The organism is Psychromonas sp. (assembly GCF_041586535.1).
GTDB lineage: Bacteria > Pseudomonadota > Gammaproteobacteria > Enterobacterales > Psychromonadaceae > Psychromonas.
Map to the genome: position 1 here is coordinate 1 of NZ_JBFGZY010000051.1, position 22,825 is coordinate 22,825.

The following is a 22,825-nucleotide window of genomic DNA, read 5'->3' on the forward strand; positions in this document are numbered from 1 at the left end:
GTCATTCTAAGTAAATACCTCGCAACAAAGAGTAAAACGCTTTTAGCCGAACCCTTCGGGCAGCGCTTGTTGGCTCTTTCTACTGCGTTATCGCCTGTTTATGTAGAATAACTACACTACGCAGGCTCTGCCTTGTATAAAACACGAACAAATTGCTGCAAAAATGCACGCGAAAGGTCAACAGACCCTAGCCTTTGTATCTGTATCGCAGAACACTTAACATACTGAACTTAATAAAATTCTGATGTTATTATATCTCCGCTAAGAATTGTTTATTCGCTTTTCACAACCTTATTAAGGAATAGCTGTGCTGTACGGATTTGATGTAGGCGGTACTAAAATTGCGTTCTCTGTTTATGATCAGGCTTTAACTTGTCATCTGACAGAGCAAATAACCACACCTTCTGATTATCCCGGCTTTATAACCGCGATCGCCGCTCTGGTTAAGCGTGCGGATCAGCGCTTTGCTTGTAAAGGGTTAGTCGGCATCGGTTTTCCCGGTGCCATAAGCGGCAGCGAACAGCGGGTAAATTGTGCCAATGTAGCTGCTATAAAAGGGCAAACTTTGGCGGCAGATTTGTCTGGGGTTTTAGATCGTGAGATTAAACTGGAAAATGACGCTAACTGCTTTTTATTGTCTGAATGTTATGGCGGCAGCGCCGATAACTGCAGTGCGGCCTTGGCGATCACCTTGGGAACGGGGATTGGAGCCGCTGTGTTTGTTAATGGTGCCATTCATCGCGGCTTAAACAGCTTTGCCGGTGAAATTGGCCATTACCCCATTGCGGCTACCATGCTGTTAAAATATCCCGATTTACCTCTATTTGGCTGTGGTTGCGGCCGGAAAATGTGTTTCGAAACTTACTGCTCCGGCACCGGCCTGAGTAATTTATACCATCATTATGCCGGGAATAATGCAACAGGCCCCGAGATTATCAGTAGATACCTGAGTGGGGACGAGGTGACCAACAAGGTGCTGGATATTTATCTGGAGCTGCTGGCTGCCGGTTTAGCGACGGCCATTTTAGTGCTGGATCCTGAGGTGATTGTGCTCGGAGGCGGATTATCAAAGTTGCCTCTGTTAACTGAGCAATTAATAAAAAATCTGCCGGAGCATCTGCTCAAGAACGTGTCGCTACCGCAAATTAATAGCGCCATGTTCGGCGCAACCGGCGGCGTTCGCGGTGCCGCTTTATTAAATTTTCAACCCTGAGAAAATAGAGTCAGGTATTTTCAGCCGCCAGGCCATCAGCTGATAGCCCACTATTAGAACATGCCGGAAAACTTATCTACGAGTACTTAGACCTATGTATTTGTGATATTCAGGGAGGTTAAATATTTAACCTCTTCCATTACCACATAAGTGCGCGAATCTCTTATATCCGGCAGTGCGAGTAACGTTTGGCTGAGCACTTTACGGTAAGCTGACATATCAGCTACCCGTGTTTTTAATAGATAATCAAAATCACCGGAAACTAAATGGCATTCTAAAATTTCATCCAGCTGGTTGGCTGCTTTATTAAAGCGTTCAAAAACATCCGGACTGGAGCGTTTAAGGGTAATTTCAATATAAACTAGCAGTGAAGCATTTAAGTAGTTCGGATCAAGTAGTGCGGTGTAGGATTTAATAACCGCTTTTTTTTCCAACCTTTTTACCCTTTCCAGACAGGGAGTCGGGCTTAATCCGACTCTTTTGGATAATTCAACATTAGAGATCCGTCCGTTTTTCTGCAGTTCCCTTAATATATTTCTATCTATTCGGTCTAGTGTGATCAACTGCCTTTCCTTTTTGTCGTAGTTTGTTGAGCTGGTAAAATAAATTAAAAAGCATAATGCTCTATTTTTTCTGTAAATAATAGAACAATAAAGTCAAAAAAACTATACAAAAATACTTATACTATTTCCACCAACTAGATACCTAGTAAAGAACCTATAACTGCTTAAACTGCTTACTATAATAAATTAAAAGGAAATAATTATGCTTATCGGTGTACCTAAAGAAATTAAAAATCATGAATATCGTGTCGGCATGGTTCCTGCGAGTGTCCGGGAACTAGTACAAAATGGCCACGATATTATTGTTGAAACGAACGCCGGTATGGGGATTGGTTTCAGTGATCAGGATTATATAACGGCAGGTGCAAGGATTGAAAATGATGCGGCAACTATTTTCGCCAAAGCAGAGATGATTGTTAAAGTAAAAGAGCCGCTGGCGATTGAGCGTGCGATGCTGCGTGAAGGACAAATTTTATTTACTTACCTGCACCTCGCGCCTGATTTACCGCAAACTCAGGATCTCATTGATTCTAAAGCTGTATGTATTGCTTATGAGACAGTGACAGACAGTAAAGGCGGATTACCCTTATTAGCACCTATGTCCGAGGTGGCTGGACGTATGGCCATTCAGGCCGGTGCACAAGCATTGGAAAAATCCAATCAGGGCTGCGGTATGTTATTGGGTGGTGTCCCGGGTGTTGAGCCGGCAAAAGTTGTTGTTGTTGGCGGCGGTATGGTGGGTAATAACGCGGCGCAAATGGCTGTTGGCCTGGGCGCGGATGTGACTATTCTGGATCGTAATATTGATACCTTACGCAGTTTGAATATTCAATTTGGCAATACGGCTAAAGTGATTTATTCCACGGCAGATGCGTTAGAAAAAGAAATATTAGCAGCGGATCTGGTGATTGGCGGCGTGCTTATCCCGGGTGCTGCAGCGCCTAAACTGATCACTAAAGAGCATATTGCCAAGATGAAACCCGGTTCGGCAATTGTAGATGTTGCAATTGACCAGGGCGGTTGTGCTGAAACATCGCATGCGACGACTCACCAGGATCCAACTTATATTGTAGATGACGTGGTTCACTACTGTGTGGCAAACATGCCGGGTGCCGTTGCGCGCACTTCAACTTTTGCACTGAACAATGCAACCTTACCTTATATCATTAAGTTGGCAAATCTAGGTTATCAGAAAGCACTGAAAAGCGATGCGGGTTTATTAAAGGGCCTTAATGTAATTGACGGCAAGCTGACCTGTGAAAGTGTTGCTGTGGCTCACGGTATGCAGTACGTTTCGCCAGAAGCTGCACTTATTGAGCACACTGCTTTGACGACAGTCGAAGCGGCTTAATAAAACGGCTCTTTTTACAATGCCGTTTCTTGAACATAAGTCGCTGAAAAGTTAGGCATGCGGCAACCCCCATTCGTAAAGTTTGGGGGTATCTATTTTCCTGCAGAGGAAATTGAAAATAGCCTTGTTTATAAATCACAATATCCATTATCAAAAGCCTCCCAATCTACTGGTCAAATAAAAAGCAATTAAAAGTATTTTTATTTAGGTTTTTCTTGCCGAATCAAAAAGAAAAAACACAGCTCATTCAGTGATCCTTTTTGTTCTAACCCCTTGTGTTTGTACGCCATGAATTGAAAAGTGAATGTTGTTCAATGATTTTTTATTCCCTTTAGTATTAGTTGCTTGAGATATATTTATTATACTCTTCCTTGTTCTTTCCCTTCCCTTATAAAAAGCAATTAGAGATTAACCCTTCGTTATTGATGGCTATCTGTCTTCCATTGTAATTCGCTAAAAACAGTTTATTGAAGCTTGATTTTAATGTCTGTAAAAAGTCATATTTTAATTTATTTTCGGCATGGTTAATGCAGTTTAATTATTAAGTTAAATAAATACGAAAAACCACTGTTTTTCAACAAAAAATGCACAGAGAGAGGGCGTTGTGCACCTCGATGAGCCAATTGAGATCGCTCACTATATATCTTATTAATCTGCAAAATTAACAAGGAAAATAAAAATGCCGGCTATACCAGTTATCGGATTTAGTGGATGTAGCTCTGGAGACAGAGTTTTGACTTACGACGGATTGCCAAACACAGAGGGGACTTCCATTATCTCCCCGTTATCAGCTCTATTCCCAAAGAAACCTGCAATTGCTGTAGATTAAGGAAGAACAATGAAAATTAAAAAATTACTAATACCATTTATGTTATTTATAACAACCCTTACATCAAGCCAGAATGTTTTTGCTGGTGAAGAGATAGGTACCGTTGTCAATGATGCATTTGCATATGCTACCGGCTGGTTTGTAAACTTTATTTTTGCACCCATGCCGGGGACGACATTTCCCTGGATAGTGACCTGGTTAGTGATTGGTGCTGTGGTCTTTACTTTATACTTTAAGTTTATTCAATTTCGTGCAATGAAACATGCGCTTGATTTGGTTAAAGGAGATTATTCCAATCCTAAGGATGCCGGTGAGGTTTCGCACTTCCAGGCGCTGACAACTGCGCTTTCAGGTACTGTCGGCCTGGGTAATATCGCGGGTGTGGCTGTAGCAATCGGTATTGGTGGGCCGGGGGCGACTTTCTGGATGATTCTTGCAGGGCTGTTCGGCATGGCATCTAAATTTACAGAATGTACCTTAGGTGTGAAATACCGTAATAAAAATGCCGATGGCAGTGTTTCAGGTGGGCCAATGCATTATATCTCCAAGGGCTTTGCCGAGAAGGGGCTGCCCGGAGGCAAAGTGTTGGCTGGTTTGTTTGCCGTGTTTTGTGTGCTTAGTTCATTTGGTGCCGGAAATATGTTTCAGGTAAATCAGGCTCATGCGCAAATAAGTAATATTACCGGCAGCTATCCGGGGTGGATCACCGGTGTTGTTTTTGCCGTTATTATTTTTGCCGTTATTGTCGGTGGCATTAAATCTATCGCCAATGTAAGTGAAAAAGTGGTTCCTTTTATGGCTGTGCTTTATGTTGCGGCCGCATTGGTTATTTTGGGTGTACACGCGGATAAAATTGGCTGGGCCTTTTCGCAAATTCTGCAGGGAGCCTTTACCGGATTAGGTGTGACAGGCGGGGTTGTCGGTGCCTTAATTCAGGGGTTCAAGCGCGCTGCATTTTCTAATGAAGCCGGGGTTGGTTCCGCTCCTATTGCCCATTCTGCGGTAAAAACCAGTGAACCAGTTACAGAAGGTTTTGTTTCGCTGCTTGAGCCTTTTATCGACACGGTTGTTATTTGTACAATGACGGCGCTGGTGATTATTATTTCCGGTCAATTGCTGCTTGATGCCAATACCGGTCTTTACCTGATTGGAGAAAATGGCAGCATACTCACCGCGGATGGTTCCTCTGGCGTAGCCTTAACGTCAGTTGCTTTTGGTCAGACTATTAGCTGGTTCCCCTATCTGCTGGCGCTGGCTGTTGTCCTGTTTGCGTTTTCCACTATGCTCAGCTGGTCATATTACGGTCTGAAAGCCTGGACCTATCTGTTTGGTGAGAGTAAAAAGACGGAAATGAGCTACAAAATTTTATACTGTTTGTTGGTCGTGGTTGGCGCGGCAGCAAGCCTCGGAGCTGTGATTGATTTCTCTGATGCAGCAATGTTCGCTATGGCGATAATTAATATCACCGGTTTGTACTGTCTGATGCCGATAGTGAAAAAAGAGTTAAACTCCTATATGTCACGTCTGCGGTCAGGAGAAATCAAGAAATTTACCGAACAGGATGACGCAGGTATGGCTCAGCCCATTAAAGAGCAATTAAGTTAAATGTTAAGGCTAATCTAAACCTTTATCTGTATTTAATGCGGGCTAATTAGCCCGCATTTTTACATTATAGTGTTAGAGAATTTTGAAAATATTACAGGAAAACAATACCAAATCCGATAATTATCTATTCATTTATGCTTGTTAAAATGAATGCTAGCTAGACATAAAACTACGTTTTAGTCTTTGTCATTGATTTGATTTATAACATCCTGTTATTCACCACTTCGTGGCCAGCTAAAGCTGTTTAAAATTGTTTCATACTATTTTGTGTAATTAGAACAACTAGTTACTGAAATCAATGCCTTGCTTTCATCCATTTTTCCTACGCCTAAATAGATCATCTAATTAACGGAATTGGTATTACATCAATAAAACAGGGGGAAATTATGTTCACTAATCTGTGTGAGTGACCACATCAGAGTGTTACAGCATATAACCCAATCGAACCAGGGAGGAAACGTTAATATTGTAGTTTTAAAAATAATCAGCGAAAGCTTTTTTATCGCAGCCGTGAGAATATATTGATGGCAAAATTTCCAATATGAGCGCCACAGCACCAGACCGTTTGGGGAGAGATTTGTGTTATAAAAAAGGCGAATATAAAATATCTATTCGCCTTTTAGTTTAAACAATATGTTATTGAAGAGACAATAGTCTGGTGGGGATGTTACTCAGCGTTTTGTGTCGCCAGTTCAATATAGATATCGCGCAGCTTAGTCGCAACACTACCGGGTTTACCCGTGCCGATGGTTTTACCGTCGATTTCAACAACCGGCCAGACAAATGTAGTTGCAGAGCTGACAAAAGCTTCATCAGCCTGATAGGCTTCTTCGGCTGTAAACGGACGTTCTTCGACTTGAATCTGTGCCTGCTCAGCAAGCTCCAGCAAAGCCTTACGGGTAATGCCATGTAAAATATCATTGCTCAGCGGACGGGTAATTAATACGCCGTCATTGGTCACAATATAGGCATTGTTTGAGCTGCCTTCTGTGATGTAACCATCTTCAATCAGCCAGGCATCATCAACCTGTTTATCCAGCGCGCCCTGTTTAGCCATACAGGGAGCTAATAATCCGACAGTTTTGATATCACGGCGTTTCCAGCGGATATCTTCAGTGGTGATTACTTTCATGCCTTTTACCGCTTTAGGACTGTTTAAAAGGTTACGAGCCTGAGTAAATAAAACCAATGTTGGTGTAACATTTTCCGGATACCCAAAGTCACGGTCGCCGGCTGAGCCCCGGCTGACCTGCAGGTAAATACCGCCTTCATTAAGCTGGTTAACTTCAATTAACTTCTTTTGAATCGCTGTAATTTGTTCAAGTGTAGCCGGCAACGCGATTTGTAGTTCGCTGCATGAACGCTGCAGGCGGATCATGTGTCCTTCATTATCAACCAGTTTGCCATTGATTACTGCTGTTACTTCATAAACGGCGTCGCCAAAAAGAAAGCCGCGATCGAAAATAGAAACTTTGGCCTCAGTTTCTTTAATAAACTCACCATCGAGGTAGACGATACGTTCCATAATTAATTCCTTGTTGTCATAGCAATAAAAATCGCTAACAGTATTGCCATTTGTTAAAAAACACCACTAAAAAGTGGCCTGCAGCTGTCATGCCCGATTTGTACAAAGAGAATGACAGGGGCCGTTAACCCCACAGGGCTGCTGGATAAACATTCATTTTGCTTTCGTCAAAAGCGATACATGGTTGGCGATCTTCAGCAAGCAGTAATGGCCCATCAAGGTCAACGACCTGAGTATTTTGTGCGACCATAAAAGCGGGCGCCATTGCCAGAGAGGTGGCCAGCATACAGCCCACCATGACCTGCAATCCGACCTTTTCAGCTTCCGCTTTCAATGCTAATGCCTCGGTCAGACCGCCGGTTTTATCGGTTTTAATATTGATCATATCGTAACGACCGATAATGTTAGGCAAACTGCTGCGATCATGACAAGACTCATCAGCACACAGGGTGATCGGTCTGGGCAGATGTTCGAGTGCTGCATCGTTATCGGCAGGTAAGGGCTGCTCGATCATCTCCACACCCAGTTTCACTAGTTCCGGTACCATCTTCAGATACAACGCTTCGTCCCAACCCTCATTGGCATCAACAATAATACGTGCGTCAGGAGAGCCTGCGCGTACCGCTGCAACACGTTCGACATCACCTTCGCCCGCAAGTTTCAGTTTTAACAGCGGTCTGTGAGCATTTTCAATCGCCGCCTGCTGCATCCGCTCGGGCGTGTCTAATGAAAGTGTAAAGGCAGTCACTAACGGAGCCGGTTCGGCAATCTCCAGGCGTTGCCATATCCGCTGACCGGATTGTTTACACTCAAGATCCCAAAAGGCGCAATCCAATGCATTTCTTGCTGCACCGGCCGGCAATAAAGATTGCAGCTGCCGGCGGGTTAATCCTGCCTCTATTTGCACAGCCAGAGGCGCAAGTTCAGCGAGTACTGACTCGATGGATTCACCATAGCGGGCATAAGGTACACATTCACCGCGGCCAACATAACTGCCCTGATGTAGTTCAACGACCACAACTTTAGCGTGTGTTCTGGACCCGCGGGAAATGGTAAAGGTACCGCGGATAGGCCAGCTTTGATCAAGCAGCTTCATCTGCATAATATCGTCCTTAGATTTTTTCCAGTTGATCCACAATGCGACCAACACCTTCACGGAAAGGATCAACAGCCGGAAGCCCAAACTGTGCTTCTATTCCTGCTAAATATTCAGTCGCTTCACCTTCAGTTAACTGCGAGGTATTAACGGAAATAGCAACAAAGCGTACATCCGGATTGGTCAAGCGAGCCATTGCCAGATTAGTATCCATGCAGGTTTGTAAATCAGGCACCGGGTAAGTTGGCAAACCGCGCATATGGGTGCGCGTTGGCTCGTGACATAAGACCAGCGCATCTGCTTGCGCACCATGGATAAGCCCGATTGTTACGCCTGCAAAAGAAGGGTGGAATAAAGAACCCTGACCTTCAATAATATCCCAATGATCCGCATCATTTTCTGGTGTTAACACTTCGACTGCACCTGAAATAAAGTCAGCAACCACGGCATCAACACTGACACCCGAACCGCTAATGAGGATACCTGTTTGGCCGGTAGCTCGGAAATCTGCTTTGATACCGCGTGCCAGCATCTCTTTTTCAATTGCCAGGCTGGTATACATTTTGCCGCATGAACAATCGGTGCCGACAGGTAAAACACGTTTACCGCTGCGTTTTAATCCGTTTGCAACGGGGAAAGATTGGGTTGGAAAACGAACATCAAAGAGTTTGCGACCTAAAGTGTCAGCTAGCGTTTTGAGCTCTGCAATATCATTAAGTTTGTTATGCAGGCCTGCCGCTAAATCCATGCCCGCTTCAAGTGCTTGTTTTAAAATGTCAATCCATTTTTCAGAGATAACACCACCGCGGTTAGCAACGCCAATAACCAGAGTCTTAACGCCGGCTTCTTTCGCCTGGATGATATCCATATCGGTTAAACCGCAGTCTGCTGCACAATCTTTCATACGGAATTGGCCGGCACAATATTCCGGATGCCACTGCTTGATTCCCAGCGCAACTTTTGCTGCCAGCGGATCGTGGGCATCACCTAAAAATAACAGATAAGGTTTTTGAATTTCCATAGTATTTATTCCTATTAGTAGTAAGCCCTGTCTCATTTGTCAGGAGCGAATAATTTGCGCTACTGCTGCTTAGTTGTGCATGAGACTTATCAGGGGTAAGTTAAATAACATAAATTCTATGAGCAGGTTTTGTGCCAAAAGTCTGTATCGGCATAATTTATTTTCTGAAAGAAAGTGCTGTAAATGCCCGCCTGTCTCCAATAAAAACAGAATATTCTTCAAAAAACAAAATGATCAGTGTTGTTTGGTTTTTTATTCTGCAAAAAATCTATTTCGTGGTGTTATATATTTTTTTGTTTTTATCTTTTAAGGGCCGTGAATTTAAATTTTTTTGTATGTTAATTAAAATGGTGGCAGCTGTTTTGTCGTCAAAAATATCATTAACAATCGCATTTTACGCACCAAAATGGGGCGTCAGTGCTCTTTTTTGGCGATTTTTGGTGGTTTTTACGTTAGTGGGCACTATATTTATCTGCTTTTATTGCGAGTGGTGTTTATTAATTGTAAAAAATATAATCAGCGAATTTCTGCTTAATCTGGTTTGGTGTATTGCTCTGTTGTTTTGTTTTACTGTGGTTTATTTAACTTTTACCCTTCTGTTTTTATATTTCGATTAAATAATTATTGTTATCTATTTAACTTGGCATATTTTTAGCATGTTTCATCACTCCTAAAGAATTCGATAATTTATTACAGTGTGCTCCTAACAACTTGGGATCATTACAACCATCAAGGAATCATTATGCTAACAGCTGAAGCCGTTATTGATATTGCTGCGTTACGGCACAATTATCAGTTTATTCAAGGTAAATGCCCCACAGCAAAGATCGCCGCTGTGCTTAAAGCGAATGCCTATGGCCATGGTGCGGTTAAATTTGCCAAAGCGCTGCCGCAAGCCGATGCCTTTGCCGTTTCCCGTCTGCAGGAAGCAGTTGAATTGCGTGAAGCGGGTATTGAACAGCCTATTCTATTGCTTGAGGGCTGTTTTTGCCCTGATGAATTACGGCGTGCATCAGCGCTGAATCTTCATAGCATGATCCATAATCAAAGACAGTTAGAGGAGCTTGAGCGGAGCGCTTTAAGCAAGCCGCTGCAGGTTTGGCTTAAAATTGATACCGGGATGCACCGGCTCGGAATTTTACCTGAACAAGTTGATGATTATGTCCGGCGTATTAAAGCATCCGTGAACGCCAAAAATGAGATCCGTTTTGCCAGCCACTTTAATTGTGCCGATGAGCTGCAAAGCAGTACAACGCTGCAGCAAATAGCGTGCTTTGAAGAGGCCACCCAGGCTTATTGTGGTGCTAAAAGCCTGAGTAATTCCGCAGCCATTCTGCATTGGCCGGATGCGCATTATGATTGGCTGCGTCCGGGTATCGCTTTATACGGTATTGCCCCGCGGGTCGAGTCATGCGGCCGAGATGAAGGGCTGCGTGCGGTGATGACCTTGAAATCAAAATTAATTTCGGTACGGGAGCAGAAGCGGGGGGGGCCGGTGGGCTATGGCCAAAATTGGATCGCCCCGCGGGATACACGGATAGGCGTCGTAGCTATGGGCTATGGAGACGGCTACCCAAGAAGCGCCCCGAGCGGCACGCCAGTGCTGGTTAACGGGCGGCGGGTGCCTATAGTGGGCACTATTTCAATGGATATGATCACCGTCGATCTTGGTCCGGATGGCAAAGATCAGGTTGGAGATGAGGTGATTTTTTGGGGGGATGAATTACCCGCAGAGGAGGTCGCCCGGCATATCGGCACCATAGGTTATGAACTGGTGATCAAATTAACCGCACGAGTGAAAAAAAGTTATACCAATTTCGTTAATTAGATGATCTATTTAACCTCAGTTTTGGATAATGGAATTGTCATTATCTTTAATATCAACACATTAAATGTTTGTATTATACAGTGCTGTTAGTTTTGTGTAGTTCAAGGCAAATCATCGAAGCAATAGCTAGCTTGGGAGATGATTTAACGCAGAAATACGCGAAAATAACAGTGCTGTATCGATTTGCTTATCCATAATTTGGGTTAGTTATTAAGTTTTGCGCCTTTTAAAGCGGGTAATTTACCCTGCAGGAAAGTTCATTATAGTCATTGTTATCCGGGCTAAATTTATTGTTAGTATCAGCATCGTCCTCTTGAAATTCAATATGATATAGCTGATGATATTATTGCAAAAAAGCAAAGTGCTCTAGAGCATAATTTAAAATATCTGTCGGCGATCTTTGCGGTTTGCCCGAATCAATTTGTAGGAAAGGGTTAATGAGTAAACTAAAACATACAGGGCATAAAGTATTAGACTTCGTTGAAGACATTGGGTTATTAGTGATTGCCTTGGCAACCGTAGTAGCAATGATCTTTGAAATTGGAGTCATGCTTAACGCCAGGCAGGTGACACTGGCGGATCTTCTGCTGCTTTTTATCTACCTTGAAGTTTTAGCAATGGTTGGCATCTACCTCAAATCGGGAAGGCTACCGGTGCGAATGCCACTTTATATTGCGATTGTCGCATTGGCGCGTTATATGATTCTTGACATGAAGAACCTGGATACATTGCGCATGCTGGGCCTTGCCGGTGCGGTATTAATTATGGCAGTCTCTATTCTGGTAATACGCTATGGCCACACTAGATTCCCCTATGATAATAAAGATGAAGGCTAAGCTAAACAATAAATACTCAGTCTAGGGGCTGGCAATCCCCGGCATGAGTCATATCATGCGGGTTGGCGTTTTTTCTGATCGGTCCAAGGCTGTGGCTCTGCGCAGACCCGGTTGCGTCCGCTGTTTTTGGCTTTGTATAACTGTTCATCAGCTTTCGTCAGCAATGCCTCAATAGTCGGCTCTGATAAGCTGGACAACGCCGCTGCTCCGATGGAAACGGTATATTGCAGGGTTTGCCCGTCAGCTATAGAAACCGGAGTTTCAGCCAGGGTCTTTCTGATCTCCTCGGCTTTGTGCAGGCCATCGGCAAATGACGTATCGGGCAGTAAAATCACAAACTCTTCGCCGCCAAATCGCGCTAGAATATCGGAACTGCGCAGCATCTTCATGCAGTTGGCTGCCAAAGACTTCAACACTTCGTCACCGGAAAAGTGACCGTAGGTATCATTGACTGACTTGAAGTGGTCGATATCGAGCATCAGTGCGGTCAACTCTGACGACTGCCTTGTTTCACGCAATATTTCGTGGGCCGCCAGCTCTTCAAAAAAGTAGCGGTTGGCAGCTCCGGTCAGCGGATCTTTGTGTGCCAGCTTGGTCAGTGACTGCTCAAGCATTACCTGCGCGTTGATATCCTGAACGCTGCATCTGCCGATCATAAGGGTGTTATTATCACTCCATCTCGATGAGATGTTACACACAACGTGAAGGGCTGTATCATTCTTACCGAGCATCTCAATTCTCTGCTCTTCCGGGCCGCTGTTGTGTAAGGAGTTGGTCAGCTTGTGACAGGCATCTGCTGAGGCCGGTGAAACGAGATCATTGAGTTTGCACTTACCCACAAGCTCATCTCTGGCATATCCTAAATACCCCAGAAGAGCCGCATTTACATTAGTGATGATGCCCTCTGCATTTAAGGTGATATAACCAATCGGGGCATTTTCATATAGATCCTGAAAATCCTCAAGCTGTCTGCGTTTCATTTCCTGATTGTTGTGTCTCTCCAGACGGTTTTTTGCCACCAGGAACATGCACAAAGCGACAATAAAAAACAGGGCAGTTAAAGCGGCTTTTCCGCCATAACTGTTGTATACCGCGATCGCCTGCCAGTTCTCTTTAGTGGTTTCAATCAGCATATACCAGGTCTGTGCTTTGATATCTGTGATAAGACCATAATCATCGCTGTAAGAGCCATGTGAAGTGCTTTCATAAAAATTGACCGCATCAATTCTTGTGTAGCTAAAAAGTGCACCATCTGACTCGAGTACGCCTGCGCGGGATTGATGAATTAACTGCCATACCTCAGGCCGGCTGTTTTGCATAGAGCGTTCCGGCCTGTCCAGCATCCAGCCCCATTCATTCTCGGTTTTGTGGTTCAAAAGCCAGTAACCATCGTCATTGAGTAACATGGCCCGATCCCCGCCTGGAAACTGCTCACGGTATTGATTGAGCATTCCGCCGGCCTTGTAGTTAAGGATCAGCAAGCCAGCAGGCTCACCTTTGCTGTTGTGTATCAGTTCAACGGCGCGCATCATAGGTTTTATAGGGCGCTCAATTTCACCGCCTTCGATATTTAAGTCCAGCGGAGAAAAATACACCTGATTGGCCTGTAGTTTGAGACCTTCCTGAATATAATAACGGGAAAATTTTTGCTGCAACTGTGTCTCGGGGACCGCATAGGCTGCAGCATTACCCTGATTGATTCTTACAATCTCGGCACCTTTTAAATCAAGCAGGCGAATTTGGTCATAACGTCCGTAAATATTACTGGTAAGGATCAGAGTTTTCTCTAACCTGTCACGCATTTCAGGAGAGGGTTGGTCAAGAAAGTCCTGCACAGAGGGCAGTGAGCCTAAGTGGTGAATATCCTGAATCACTCTCAGTAAGTGTTCATGGATAAGAGTGTTTGTGGATTTCATCAGCAGAGCATGCCGCTGCAGCGTCTGATCTTTTAAACTCTGATCGTAAATGCTCTTGCCAACCCAGAGTAAAAGAGCAAGGCAAAGCCAGCTAATCACAGTCAATGTTATAAACGGTCTGAGAAGCGAGTATCCGGAGGAGTTATGTTGTCCGCTAGGGTTTGAGTTAAGCACTTCCTTTTGCTCCTTTAATTCTATATCTAAGAGTAAACCTCTTTATTTTGCGGATATTAGCAAAAAATATCCGTTATTGGTTTTTTTAATTGTTAATTTCAACCTTGAACGACGCTTTATATGAGGTTGATAAGCGTTAGCAAATAAAAAAGCGCTGCATAAATGGTGCCCGGCGCCAGATATTCTTTGCAGCAGCCTTTATCTTTCAAGTTGTTTGTGCATAAAGGCGTAATAGAGAACCGGAATAATCACCAGAGTTAAGATTGTTGAGATAAAAATACCGAAAATCAGGCTGATCGCTAAACCGCCAAAAATAGGATCATCGAGAATAAAAAAGGCGCCAATCATCGCCGCTAATCCGGTTAAAATAATCGGTTTGGCGCGCACCGCGCCGGAGTGAATAACCGCTTCTTTAAACGCTCTGCCCTTGTACGTTTCGTGATTAATAAAATCAACTAGCAAAATTGAATTTCTGACAATAATACCTGCCAAGGCGATCATGCCGATCATTGAGGTCGCCGCAAATTGTTGGCCTAATAATGCATGTCCGGGCAGCACGCCGATAATGGTTAAAGGAATCGGTGCCATAATGATAAGCGGGACAATATAGGAACGGAACTGCGCTACTACCAGCAGGTAAATTAAGACCATTCCGACCGCATAAGCAATGCCCATATCCCGGAAAGTTTCATAGGTTATTTTCCACTCGCCATCCCATAAAAGAGCCACTTCACCGGTGCCATGAGGCTGCTCGATAAAATATTGCTTTATATCCAATCCTTGCTCTTTTATCGCATTATAGATGGCAAACATAGCGTATAAAGGGCTGTCTAATTTACCGGTCATATCGGCGGTCACCATGATCATCGGGATCATGTTTTTATGCATAATAGGTTTATCCATCACGTTTTTTTCAATAACCACCAACTCCGAAAGAGCAATTAACTTACCCTGCTGATTAGCTAATTTAAGGTTTAACACCTGCTCTAAATCGACCTTTTCACCCTCTTTAAGCTGCAGGCGGATGGGTATTGCGTACTTTTGCTTATCGCTGTGTAATATATTGATATCTTTACCGCCAACCGAGGTTGCTACCGCGTCGACGATATGCGCATAGGGCACCATAAGGCGGGCAGATTTACTGCGATCGATATTTACCTGCCATTTTTGCTGATCTTGCGGGTGGATAATATCGATATCAACCACATCATCCGTCTGGGTAAATAAGCTTTGCAGCTGCTCCGCCGTTTGTTCGCGAATGGCCTCATTCGGCCCGTAGACTTCAGCCACAATCGGAGACCACACCGGTGGCCCCGGTGGGACTTCGACGACTTTGACATTGGCGCGGTAGGGTTTAGCGATCTCCTGCAGTTGCTCGCGGACAGCCAGCGCTATCTTGTGACTGTCGCGCTGACGATCTTTTTTATCCACCAGATTAACCTGAATATCACCGAGTTCTTCGTTGCTGCGCATATCATAATGGCGCACTAAACCATTAAAGTTAATCGGGGCAGCCGTGCCTGCATAGATCTGAAAATGTTTAATTTCAGGCACTTCTTTTACTACTTCACTTAACTCAACCAGTAAACGCTGGGTTTGTTCGACTGTGCTGCCTTCCGGCAGGTCGACCATTATCTGGAATTCAGATTTATTATCAAAGGGTAACATCTTCATCACCACCAGTTTGCTGACCGGCAGAAGGATGGATAGGAGAATTAAAATCATGACCGCAATAAACAGGAACCAACGCACCATTTTAGCTTTTTGGCCGAGAATAAAGGGGCCGATTATTCTATGGAAAAGGCGCTCCATAAAGTTGTCTGGTGCGGATGTCATTGCCGAACCATCTGTTGTTTCTGATGATTTTTCCGGCAGATGAGGTTTTAATAACTTGCCGCTTAACCAGGGGGAAAGCACAAAGGCAACGGCCAATGAAATAAGCATGCCCATGCTGGCGTTAATCGGAATGGGGCTCATGTAAGGACCCATTAACCCGCTGACAAAGGCCATGGGTAAAAGTGCGGCGATCACCGTAAAGGTGGCAAGTATGGTTGGACCACCAACTTCATCGACGGCAGCAGGAATGATTTCAAGGAGTGTTTTATTACCCATCTGCATATGACGGTGAATATTTTCCACCACCACAATGGCATCATCAACGAGGATCCCGATCGAGAAAATCAGAGCAAACAAAGATACCCGGTTGAGAGTAAAACCATAAGCCCAGGAGGCAAACAGGGTGATAGTCAGGGTGATCGAGATGGCAACACCTACGACAACCGCTTCGCGCCAGCCCATGGTTAATAAGACTAAAATGATCACTGCGCTGGTGGCAAAAACCAGTTTGCCAATCAGGGTGTCTGATTTATCTTTGGCAGTGGCGCCATAATCGCGGGAGATTGTCACTTCAATATTATCCGGGATCAGGACATTTTTTATTTCATTAATGCGATTTTCTATCGCAAGTGTCACATCAACGGCATTTTTACCTGGCTGTTTGGCTATCGCGATAGTGACCGCCGGATATAGCTGCCCATTTTCACCATGTAATACGTTTTGTGTGGGAATATCCGCTGACAGATTAACCTGTGCGACATCCTCTAAATAAACGGGAGAGCCCTGATTAACTGACACGATCAGTTTTTTTATTTCCGCAATACTCTGTAAAAACCGGCCCGTTTTGACTTTTATCAGCTGGTTATTCTGGATCAGAGAAACCGGCGATGAGCTGGCATTATTGCTGGCCAGAACCTGATTGATCGCATCGTAACTGATGCCAAAACTATTCATCTTGATTGGATCAATACGGATATCGACAATCAGTTGATGCCCGCCAATAGTGTATATATCACGGGTGCCGTTGATATGCTTAAGCTCACTTTCCAGTCCGTGCGCAACCTCGGTCAACTGCTGCGGTGTAACACTTTTATCTTTTGACCACAGCGTTAACGAGGAGATCGGCACATCATCAATCGCCCGCGGTTTGATCAACGGCTGACCGATACCCGCCTGGATCGGCAGTTTATCCATATTGCTGTAAACCTGATTATATAAGTTTACAATGGCATCGTTACGCTTCTCTCCGACCTCAAAAATAACGATAATCATCGCACCATCGGGTTGTGAGAAGGAGTAGGTGGTATCAATACCTTTTATTTCAGAAATAACCTGCTCAATGGGTATGGTAACCAGGTTTTCCACCTCCTTGGCTGAGGCGCCGGGAAAAGGAATATAAATATCGGCAAAAGTAACGTCTATTTGCGGCTCCTCCTCTTTGGGGGTGACCATAATAGCGAAAAAACCCAATAACAATCCGACAATGGCAAGTAAAGGGGTGATCGCCGAATTTTGGAAATAGCGTGCAATTCTCCCGGAAATATTCAATGCAGGTGCCATTAGTTAGCCTCCAACTGTTTTAACTTTTGGTAGGCATCAATGCTGATTTTATCACCATCTTCCAACCCGGCTAAAATTTCAACTTCGTCATCCAGTTTAGTACCCACACGAACCTGGGTTAATACTGCTTTACCCTCCACGTTCCGATAGACCGCATTCAGTTCGTTATTGGTCAACACCGCGCTGCCGGGAATCCGGATAGTGCTCGACTTTCCTCTGACAAATTCTGCTTTAACCCACATCCCCGGCAGTAACAGTTTATCCGTAACAGGCAAATCTATACGCACTTTAAAAGCATGGGACTGTGCATCGGCATAGTTAAATAGGGTGATTTTATCCGAGTACAACTTGCTGCCGTCACTCAGGGTGATAATAAATGCCGGGTTATCACGCAGTGCCTGCAGATGGCGCTGGGGAATCTCTGTTACCGCGCGCAGATTGGTTAACGACATGCCGGAAAAAAGCGGCTCACCGGGATTGACCGTTTCACCGATTTCAACATGCCGCTCGGTAACTACGCCTGAGTAGGGGGCTCTGATAATAGTGTAATCAAGGGACTCTTTGGCTTGGGTTAAACTGGCCTGCGCGGCATTAATCAGCTGTTTGCTGGTTTCTGCCGCGGCTTTGGCCTGATCCAGCTGTCCCTGCGAGATTGCACCTTTGGGGAATAGTTTTTTATAACGATCATAGGTTAATTTTGCTTCATTATAGGCAGCTTCCGCGCGTAAAACCCCCGCTTCAGCAGCGGCCAGTTGCGCCCCCTGCTCCCTGTTGGTTATCTCCAGCAACACGCTGTCTTTTTCAACATAATCGTTAGTATCGAAATTAATTTTTATAATACGTCCGCTGGTTTGCGCAGAAAGGGTGGCTTTATCAATGGCTTCAATGGTGGCATCTAAAACAACAACCTGCTCCTGCAAAGTTTGTTTTACCTCAAAAAATGTTTCGGCAATAAGCACCTTGCTGTATATGACGCTAAAAAATAAGCAGGCAAAAAACGTGGGTGGTGAATAAGGTTTTGAATTCATGAGTGGCCCCTTAACAATAGATATTTGCCTAAGCTTTATTAGGTAAATCTAATGAAGTTTTTTCTAATTATCAAGTTTGTAATGATTTATATTATAAAAGTAGTTGCGATCCTTATATTTGCTTCGATCTCTTTTCATTATGGCGCACTTTATTCCTGAGCCGGGGGAAACGTCGAATCAGGATCTTTAATCAGTTATAATCCCCATCTAGTCTATTTAGGAACGCTAATTAAGTAAGGATCTCGCCATGTCGACAACCAATATGCAATCTCTTTTAAATATTATGGAAAAACTGCGTGATCCTGAAAAGGGCTGCCCCTGGGATATTAAACAAACTTTTGATTCAATAGTCCCTCATACCATTGAAGAAGCCTATGAGGTTGCTGATGCCATTGAGCAGAAAGACTTTAATGAGTTGAAAGGGGAGCTGGGTGATCTGCTCTTTCAAGTGGTCTTTTATGCGCAGCTTGCGAAAGAGCAGAGCCTCTTTGAGTTTAACGATATTATTGAGACGATGAATGAAAAGCTGATTCGCCGTCATCCGCATGTCTTTACCGACATTGAATTTACAAATGAAGAGCAGGTTCATGCTAACTGGGAGGCTGAAAAAGAGAAAGAGCGTGCCTCTAAAGCCCTGTCTGAAAATAAAAGTGACAGTGTCCTAGACAATATCCCCTTAGCGTTACCGGCATTAAATCGTGCTTATAAAATTCAAAAACGCTGCGCCAATGTCGGTTTTGACTGGGACAATCTAACGCCGGTGATTGATAAAATCAAAGAAGAGATAGACGAAGTGCTGGTCGAAGTAAAGCGTGATGATTTGACCGAGCAACAAAAACAGGAACGTCTTGAAGATGAGTTAGGGGATCTGTTATTTGCCAATGTGAACTTAGTACGCCACTTAAAATGTAATCCGGAGCAGGTACTACGTAAGGCGAATCATAAGTTTGAACAGCGCTTTCGTCAGGTTGAACAGACTGTGTTAAAACAGGGGAAAAAGATGAGTGATTGCTCTTTGACTGATTTAGATGCTATTTGGGATTTGGTAAAAGAACAGGGCAAATAAGCACCCTTGGGAATGATCAGCAAAAGCCGAATTTCGACATATTTTTTGACTAAGTGGGATAAAAGATTGTCGAAAATGAGCGCACTTGCTATACTGCATTCCCATCTAAATGTTCTAAATTCTCATTTTACAATTGCACTGAATGCTCAACCTGTTATTAACATCACTTAATTTATAAGCTGATGTTTTTCTGCGTTGCTATCTCTGCTGTTTAAAATGAGTTTCTTTTTTTCTAATTCCTAAATTCTCAGGGTTAATATGACGACAAAATATATTTTCGTTACTGGTGGTGTTGTTTCATCACTCGGTAAAGGTATTGCTGCAGGCTCTCTGGCTGCTATTTTAGAAGCACGTGGACTGGACGTGACCATTCTAAAACTAGACCCTTATATTAACGTAGACCCTGGTACAATGAGTCCAATTCAACATGGTGAAGTATTTGTAACCGATGACGGAGCAGAAACCGATCTTGATTTGGGACATTACGAGCGCTTTATTCGTACCAAAATGACTAAACGTAATAACTTCACTACGGGTCGTATTTACTCTGATGTTTTAGCAAAAGAGCGCCGCGGTGATTATTTAGGCGCTACTATCCAGGTAATACCGCACATTACTAATGAAATTCAGGAACGTATTATTGCTGGTGGTGAAGGCCATGATGTTGCTATTGTAGAGTTAGGCGGCACTGTAGGTGATATTGAATCACAACCTTTCCTGGAAGCTATCCGTCAACTGGGCCTAAAAGTTGGCCATGAAAATGCCCTGTATATGCATTTAACTTTGTTACCTTATTTGAAAACTGCCGGTGAAGTGAAAACAAAACCGACGCAACACTCGGTAAAAGAGTTACGTAGTCTTGGTATTCAGCCTGATATTTTGATTTGTCGCTCTGAAGTAAGTTTCCCAGAAAATGAACGTGCAAAAATAGCACTATTTTGTAATGTTCAACAAAAGTCTGTAATTTCATTACGCGATGTTGATTCCATTTATAAAATCCCTGCATTATTAAAAGCGCAGGGGCTTGATGAAATCTGTGTGAAACGTTTTGGCTTAAACTGCCCTGAAGCGGATTTATCTGAATGGGGACAGGTTGTTTCTGAAGAAGCGAATACCACCAATGAAGTGGTTATTGGTATGGTCGGCAAGTATATCGAGCTGCCGGATGCTTATAAATCTGTCAACGAAGCGTTAAAACATGGCGGTTTAAAAAATTCCGCTTCAGTTAAAATTAAATATATTGACTCACAGGATTTAGAAGTCAGAGGTACATCTGTCCTGGAAACTGTTGATGCCATTTTGGTACCCGGCGGTTTTGGTGAGCGTGGTATTGAAGGAAAAATTCTCGCTGCACAATACGCCCGTGAAAATAAAATACCTTATTTAGGCATCTGTTTAGGTATGCAGGTAGCATTGATTGAATTTGCACGTCATGTTGCTGGTCTTAAAAATGCCCATTCAACGGAATTTCAACCCAATTGTGAGCAACCCGTTGTTGGCTTAATTACTGAATGGATTGATAAAACCGGTGAAGTTGAACAACGCACAGAAAATTCTAACCTGGGCGGTACGATGCGTGTAGGGGCACAACGTTGTCATCTGAAAAAAGGCTCTAAAGTGTATGATATGTACGGTTCGAAAGAGATATTTGAACGTCATCGTCATCGTTATGAAGTAAATAATAATTTATTACCTATTATCGAAAAAGCGGGCTTAGAGATAACCGGTTTGTCAGAAGATAAAAAATTAGTAGAGATTATAGAGATTCCAAATCACCCATGGTTTGTTGCGGCGCAATTCCATCCGGAATTCACTTCAACCCCTCGGGATGGTCATCCTTTATTTAAAGGCTTTATAAAATCTGCGATAGATCATCAACAAGGTCGATTTAAATAGTTTTTATTGACCGGATGATTTTATTTTGTTAAAAAATCACGCATTAAAGTGATTCAGAACTACTTAAACAATTTTTTAACCAATTTTCAAACTTATTTTTAATACTACTAAAGGAACAACTATGTCTACTATCGTAAAAGTACTTGGTCGCGAAATCATGGATTCACGTGGTAACCCAACTGTTGAAGCTGAAGTTCATTTAGCTGACGGTTCTATCGGTATGGCTGCTGCCCCTTCTGGCGCATCTACTGGTTCTCGTGAAGCATTAGAACTACGTGATGGCGATAAAGCTCGTTACTTAGGTAAAGGCGTACTTAAAGCTGTTGCAGCTGTTAATGGTCCAATCGCTGAAGCTCTAGCTGGTAAAGATGCACTTAAACAAGCTGAACTTGATCAAATCATGATCGATTTAGATGGAACTGAAAACAAAGCTAAATTCGGCGCAAACGCTATCCTGGCTGTTTCTCTAGCTGCTGCTAAAGCGGCTGCTGCTTCTAAGAAAGTGCCTCTATACGCACACATTGCAGATCTAAACGGCACTCCTGGTGTTTACTCTATGCCGCTTCCAATGATGAACATCATCAATGGTGGTGAGCATGCAGATAACTCTGTAGATATCCAAGAATTCATGATTCAACCTGTTGGCGCTGCGACTTTCCGTGAAGGTCTACGTATGGGGGCTGAAGTATTCCATAGCCTTGCTAAAGTACTTAAAGCTGGCGGTCACTCAACAGCTGTTGGTGATGAAGGTGGTTTTGCTCCTAACCTTGAGTCTAACGAAGCTGCACTTGCTGCAATCAAAGTAGCTGTTGCAAACGCAGGTTACGAACTAGGTAAAGACATCACTCTAGCGATGGATTGTGCTGCATCTGAGTTCTATGACAAAGAAGCAAACATCTATGACCTTAAAGGTGAAGGTAAAAAATTCACTTCAGAAGAATTTAACTTCTTCCTTAAAGATCTTACTGAACAGTACCCAATCGTTTCTATCGAAGATGGTCTTGACGAGTCTGATTGGGATGGCTTCGCACACCAAACTAAACTTCTTGGCGACAAAATCCAATTAGTTGGTGACGATCTATTCGTAACAAACACTAAGATCCTTAAGCGTGGTATCGACAACGGTATTGCTAACTCAATCTTAATCAAGTTTAACCAAATCGGTTCTTTAACTGAAACTCTAGCTGCAATCAAAATGGCTAAAGATGCTGGCTTCACTGCCGTTATCTCTCACCGTTCTGGTGAAACTGAAGATGCAACAATTGCTGATCTAGCTGTTGGTACTGCTGCTGGCCAAATCAAAACTGGTTCACTAAGCCGTTCTGACCGTGTTGCTAAGTACAACCAACTTCTACGTATCGAAGAAGCTCTAGGCGCAGCTGCACCTTACAACGGTCTTAAAGAAGTTAAAGGTCAGTAATTACTGATTTTTAAATCTTAGATTAGAAATCCCCGCTCCGGCGGGGATTTTTTTTGCCTGTA

15 protein-coding genes are annotated in these 22,825 nt (G+C 43.5%); 8 read left to right on the forward strand and 7 right to left on the reverse strand.

What is annotated here, in order from left to right; translation table 11 throughout:
- The first annotated feature begins 307 nt into the window (after positions 1-307).
- On the forward strand, positions 308-1,213 hold the full coding sequence (locus ABZA00_RS07505; protein WP_372881537.1) for an ROK family protein: 906 nt from the start codon (positions 308-310) through the stop codon (positions 1,211-1,213).
- Between the two features lie 92 nt (positions 1,214-1,305).
- On the opposite strand, the gene lrp is transcribed toward ABZA00_RS07505, so the two are convergent.
- Positions 1,306-1,821, reverse strand: a complete 516-nt coding sequence (lrp, locus tag ABZA00_RS07510) for a leucine-responsive transcriptional regulator Lrp (RefSeq protein WP_372881551.1) — start codon at positions 1,819-1,821, stop codon at positions 1,306-1,308.
- 157 nt (positions 1,822-1,978) lie between these two features.
- Between lrp and ald the strand changes: the two genes are divergently transcribed.
- Together ald and ABZA00_RS07520 are read left to right on the forward strand one after the other, a co-directional pair.
- Positions 1,979-3,127, forward strand: coding sequence for an alanine dehydrogenase (ald, locus tag ABZA00_RS07515; protein WP_372881538.1), 1,149 nt, complete (start codon positions 1,979-1,981; stop codon positions 3,125-3,127).
- Positions 3,128-3,965: 838 nt separating this feature from the next.
- Positions 3,966-5,561, forward strand: coding sequence for an alanine/glycine:cation symporter family protein (locus ABZA00_RS07520; RefSeq protein ID WP_372881539.1), 1,596 nt, complete (start codon positions 3,966-3,968; stop codon positions 5,559-5,561).
- Positions 5,562-6,228: 667 nt separating this feature from the next.
- Here the strand turns inward: ABZA00_RS07520 and ABZA00_RS07525 are convergent.
- From ABZA00_RS07525 to dgcN, 3 genes are all read right to left on the reverse strand, one after another.
- Positions 6,229-7,086, reverse strand: coding sequence for a D-amino-acid transaminase (locus ABZA00_RS07525; protein WP_372881540.1), 858 nt, complete (start codon positions 7,084-7,086; stop codon positions 6,229-6,231).
- A gap of 124 nt (positions 7,087-7,210) precedes the next feature.
- Complete coding sequence (gene dgcA / locus ABZA00_RS07530) at positions 7,211-8,188, reverse strand: N-acetyl-D-Glu racemase DgcA (protein ID WP_372881541.1); 978 nt, start codon at positions 8,186-8,188, stop codon at positions 7,211-7,213.
- Positions 8,189-8,198: 10 nt separating this feature from the next.
- Positions 8,199-9,203 carry an N-acetyltransferase DgcN gene (gene dgcN / locus ABZA00_RS07535; protein WP_372881542.1) on the reverse strand — a complete coding sequence of 335 codons (1,005 nt, stop codon included), beginning with the start codon at positions 9,201-9,203 and terminating at the stop codon, positions 8,199-8,201.
- 742 nt (positions 9,204-9,945) lie between these two features.
- On the opposite strand from dgcN, the gene alr reads away from it, so the two are divergent.
- Both alr and ABZA00_RS07545 read left to right on the forward strand, forming a co-directional pair.
- Complete coding sequence (gene alr, locus ABZA00_RS07540) at positions 9,946-11,031, forward strand: alanine racemase (protein ID WP_372881543.1); 1,086 nt, start codon at positions 9,946-9,948, stop codon at positions 11,029-11,031.
- A gap of 437 nt (positions 11,032-11,468) precedes the next feature.
- Positions 11,469-11,867, forward strand: a complete 399-nt coding sequence (locus ABZA00_RS07545; protein ID WP_372881544.1) for a phosphate-starvation-inducible protein PsiE — start codon at positions 11,469-11,471, stop codon at positions 11,865-11,867.
- A gap of 53 nt (positions 11,868-11,920) precedes the next feature.
- Here ABZA00_RS07545 and ABZA00_RS07550 read toward each other — a convergent pair whose 3' ends face one another.
- The 3 genes from ABZA00_RS07550 to ABZA00_RS07560 form a co-directional block, all read right to left on the reverse strand.
- Complete coding sequence (locus tag ABZA00_RS07550) at positions 11,921-13,783, reverse strand: diguanylate cyclase (RefSeq protein WP_372881545.1); 1,863 nt, start codon at positions 13,781-13,783, stop codon at positions 11,921-11,923.
- Positions 13,784-14,155: 372 nt separating this feature from the next.
- Positions 14,156-17,353: an efflux RND transporter permease subunit gene (locus ABZA00_RS07555; protein ID WP_372881546.1), complete on the reverse strand. Its 3,198-nt coding sequence runs from the start codon at positions 17,351-17,353 to the stop codon at positions 14,156-14,158.
- The gene (locus tag ABZA00_RS07560; RefSeq protein ID WP_372881547.1) at positions 17,353-18,381 is read right to left on the reverse strand and encodes an efflux RND transporter periplasmic adaptor subunit; all 1,029 of its coding nucleotides are present in this window, start codon (positions 18,379-18,381) and stop codon (positions 17,353-17,355) included. Before ABZA00_RS07560 ends, ABZA00_RS07555 begins: the two co-directional genes overlap by 1 nt.
- Before the next feature lie 247 nt (positions 18,382-18,628).
- Between ABZA00_RS07560 and mazG the strand changes: the two genes are divergently transcribed.
- The 3 genes from mazG (at position 18,629) to eno (ending at position 22,763) form a co-directional block, all read left to right on the forward strand.
- Positions 18,629-19,447: a nucleoside triphosphate pyrophosphohydrolase gene (gene mazG, locus ABZA00_RS07565; protein WP_372881548.1), complete on the forward strand. Its 819-nt coding sequence runs from the start codon at positions 18,629-18,631 to the stop codon at positions 19,445-19,447.
- 258 nt (positions 19,448-19,705) lie between these two features.
- Positions 19,706-21,343, forward strand: a complete 1,638-nt coding sequence (locus tag ABZA00_RS07570; RefSeq protein WP_372881549.1) for a CTP synthase — start codon at positions 19,706-19,708, stop codon at positions 21,341-21,343.
- A 121-nt stretch (positions 21,344-21,464) separates the two neighbouring features.
- Positions 21,465-22,763, forward strand: a complete 1,299-nt coding sequence (gene eno, locus ABZA00_RS07575; RefSeq protein WP_372881550.1) for a phosphopyruvate hydratase — start codon at positions 21,465-21,467, stop codon at positions 22,761-22,763.
- The last annotated feature ends 62 nt before the right edge of the window (positions 22,764-22,825 follow it).

Excerpts from the sequence above, each read along its gene's own strand:
- ald (WP_372881538.1), top strand. The coding sequence starts at position 1,979 with ATGCTTATCGGTGTACCTAAAGAAATTAAAAATCATGAATATCGTGTC.
- ABZA00_RS07520 (WP_372881539.1), top strand. The coding sequence starts at position 3,966 with ATGAAAATTAAAAAATTACTAATACCATTTATGTTATTTATAACAACC.
- ABZA00_RS07525 (WP_372881540.1), bottom strand. The coding sequence starts at position 7,086 with ATGGAACGTATCGTCTACCTCGATGGTGAGTTTATTAAAGAAACTGAG.
- dgcA (WP_372881541.1), bottom strand. The coding sequence starts at position 8,188 with ATGCAGATGAAGCTGCTTGATCAAAGCTGGCCTATCCGCGGTACCTTT.
- dgcN (WP_372881542.1), bottom strand. The coding sequence starts at position 9,203 with ATGGAAATTCAAAAACCTTATCTGTTATTTTTAGGTGATGCCCACGAT.
- alr (WP_372881543.1), top strand. The coding sequence starts at position 9,946 with ATGCTAACAGCTGAAGCCGTTATTGATATTGCTGCGTTACGGCACAAT.
- ABZA00_RS07545 (WP_372881544.1), top strand. The coding sequence starts at position 11,469 with ATGAGTAAACTAAAACATACAGGGCATAAAGTATTAGACTTCGTTGAA.
- ABZA00_RS07550 (WP_372881545.1), bottom strand. The coding sequence starts at position 13,783 with ATGAAATCCACAAACACTCTTATCCATGAACACTTACTGAGAGTGATT.
- ABZA00_RS07555 (WP_372881546.1), bottom strand. The coding sequence starts at position 17,353 with ATGGCACCTGCATTGAATATTTCCGGGAGAATTGCACGCTATTTCCAA.
- ABZA00_RS07560 (WP_372881547.1), bottom strand. The coding sequence starts at position 18,381 with ATGAATTCAAAACCTTATTCACCACCCACGTTTTTTGCCTGCTTATTT.
- mazG (WP_372881548.1), top strand. The coding sequence starts at position 18,629 with ATGTCGACAACCAATATGCAATCTCTTTTAAATATTATGGAAAAACTG.
- ABZA00_RS07570 (WP_372881549.1), top strand. The coding sequence starts at position 19,706 with ATGACGACAAAATATATTTTCGTTACTGGTGGTGTTGTTTCATCACTC.
- eno (WP_372881550.1), top strand. The coding sequence starts at position 21,465 with ATGTCTACTATCGTAAAAGTACTTGGTCGCGAAATCATGGATTCACGT.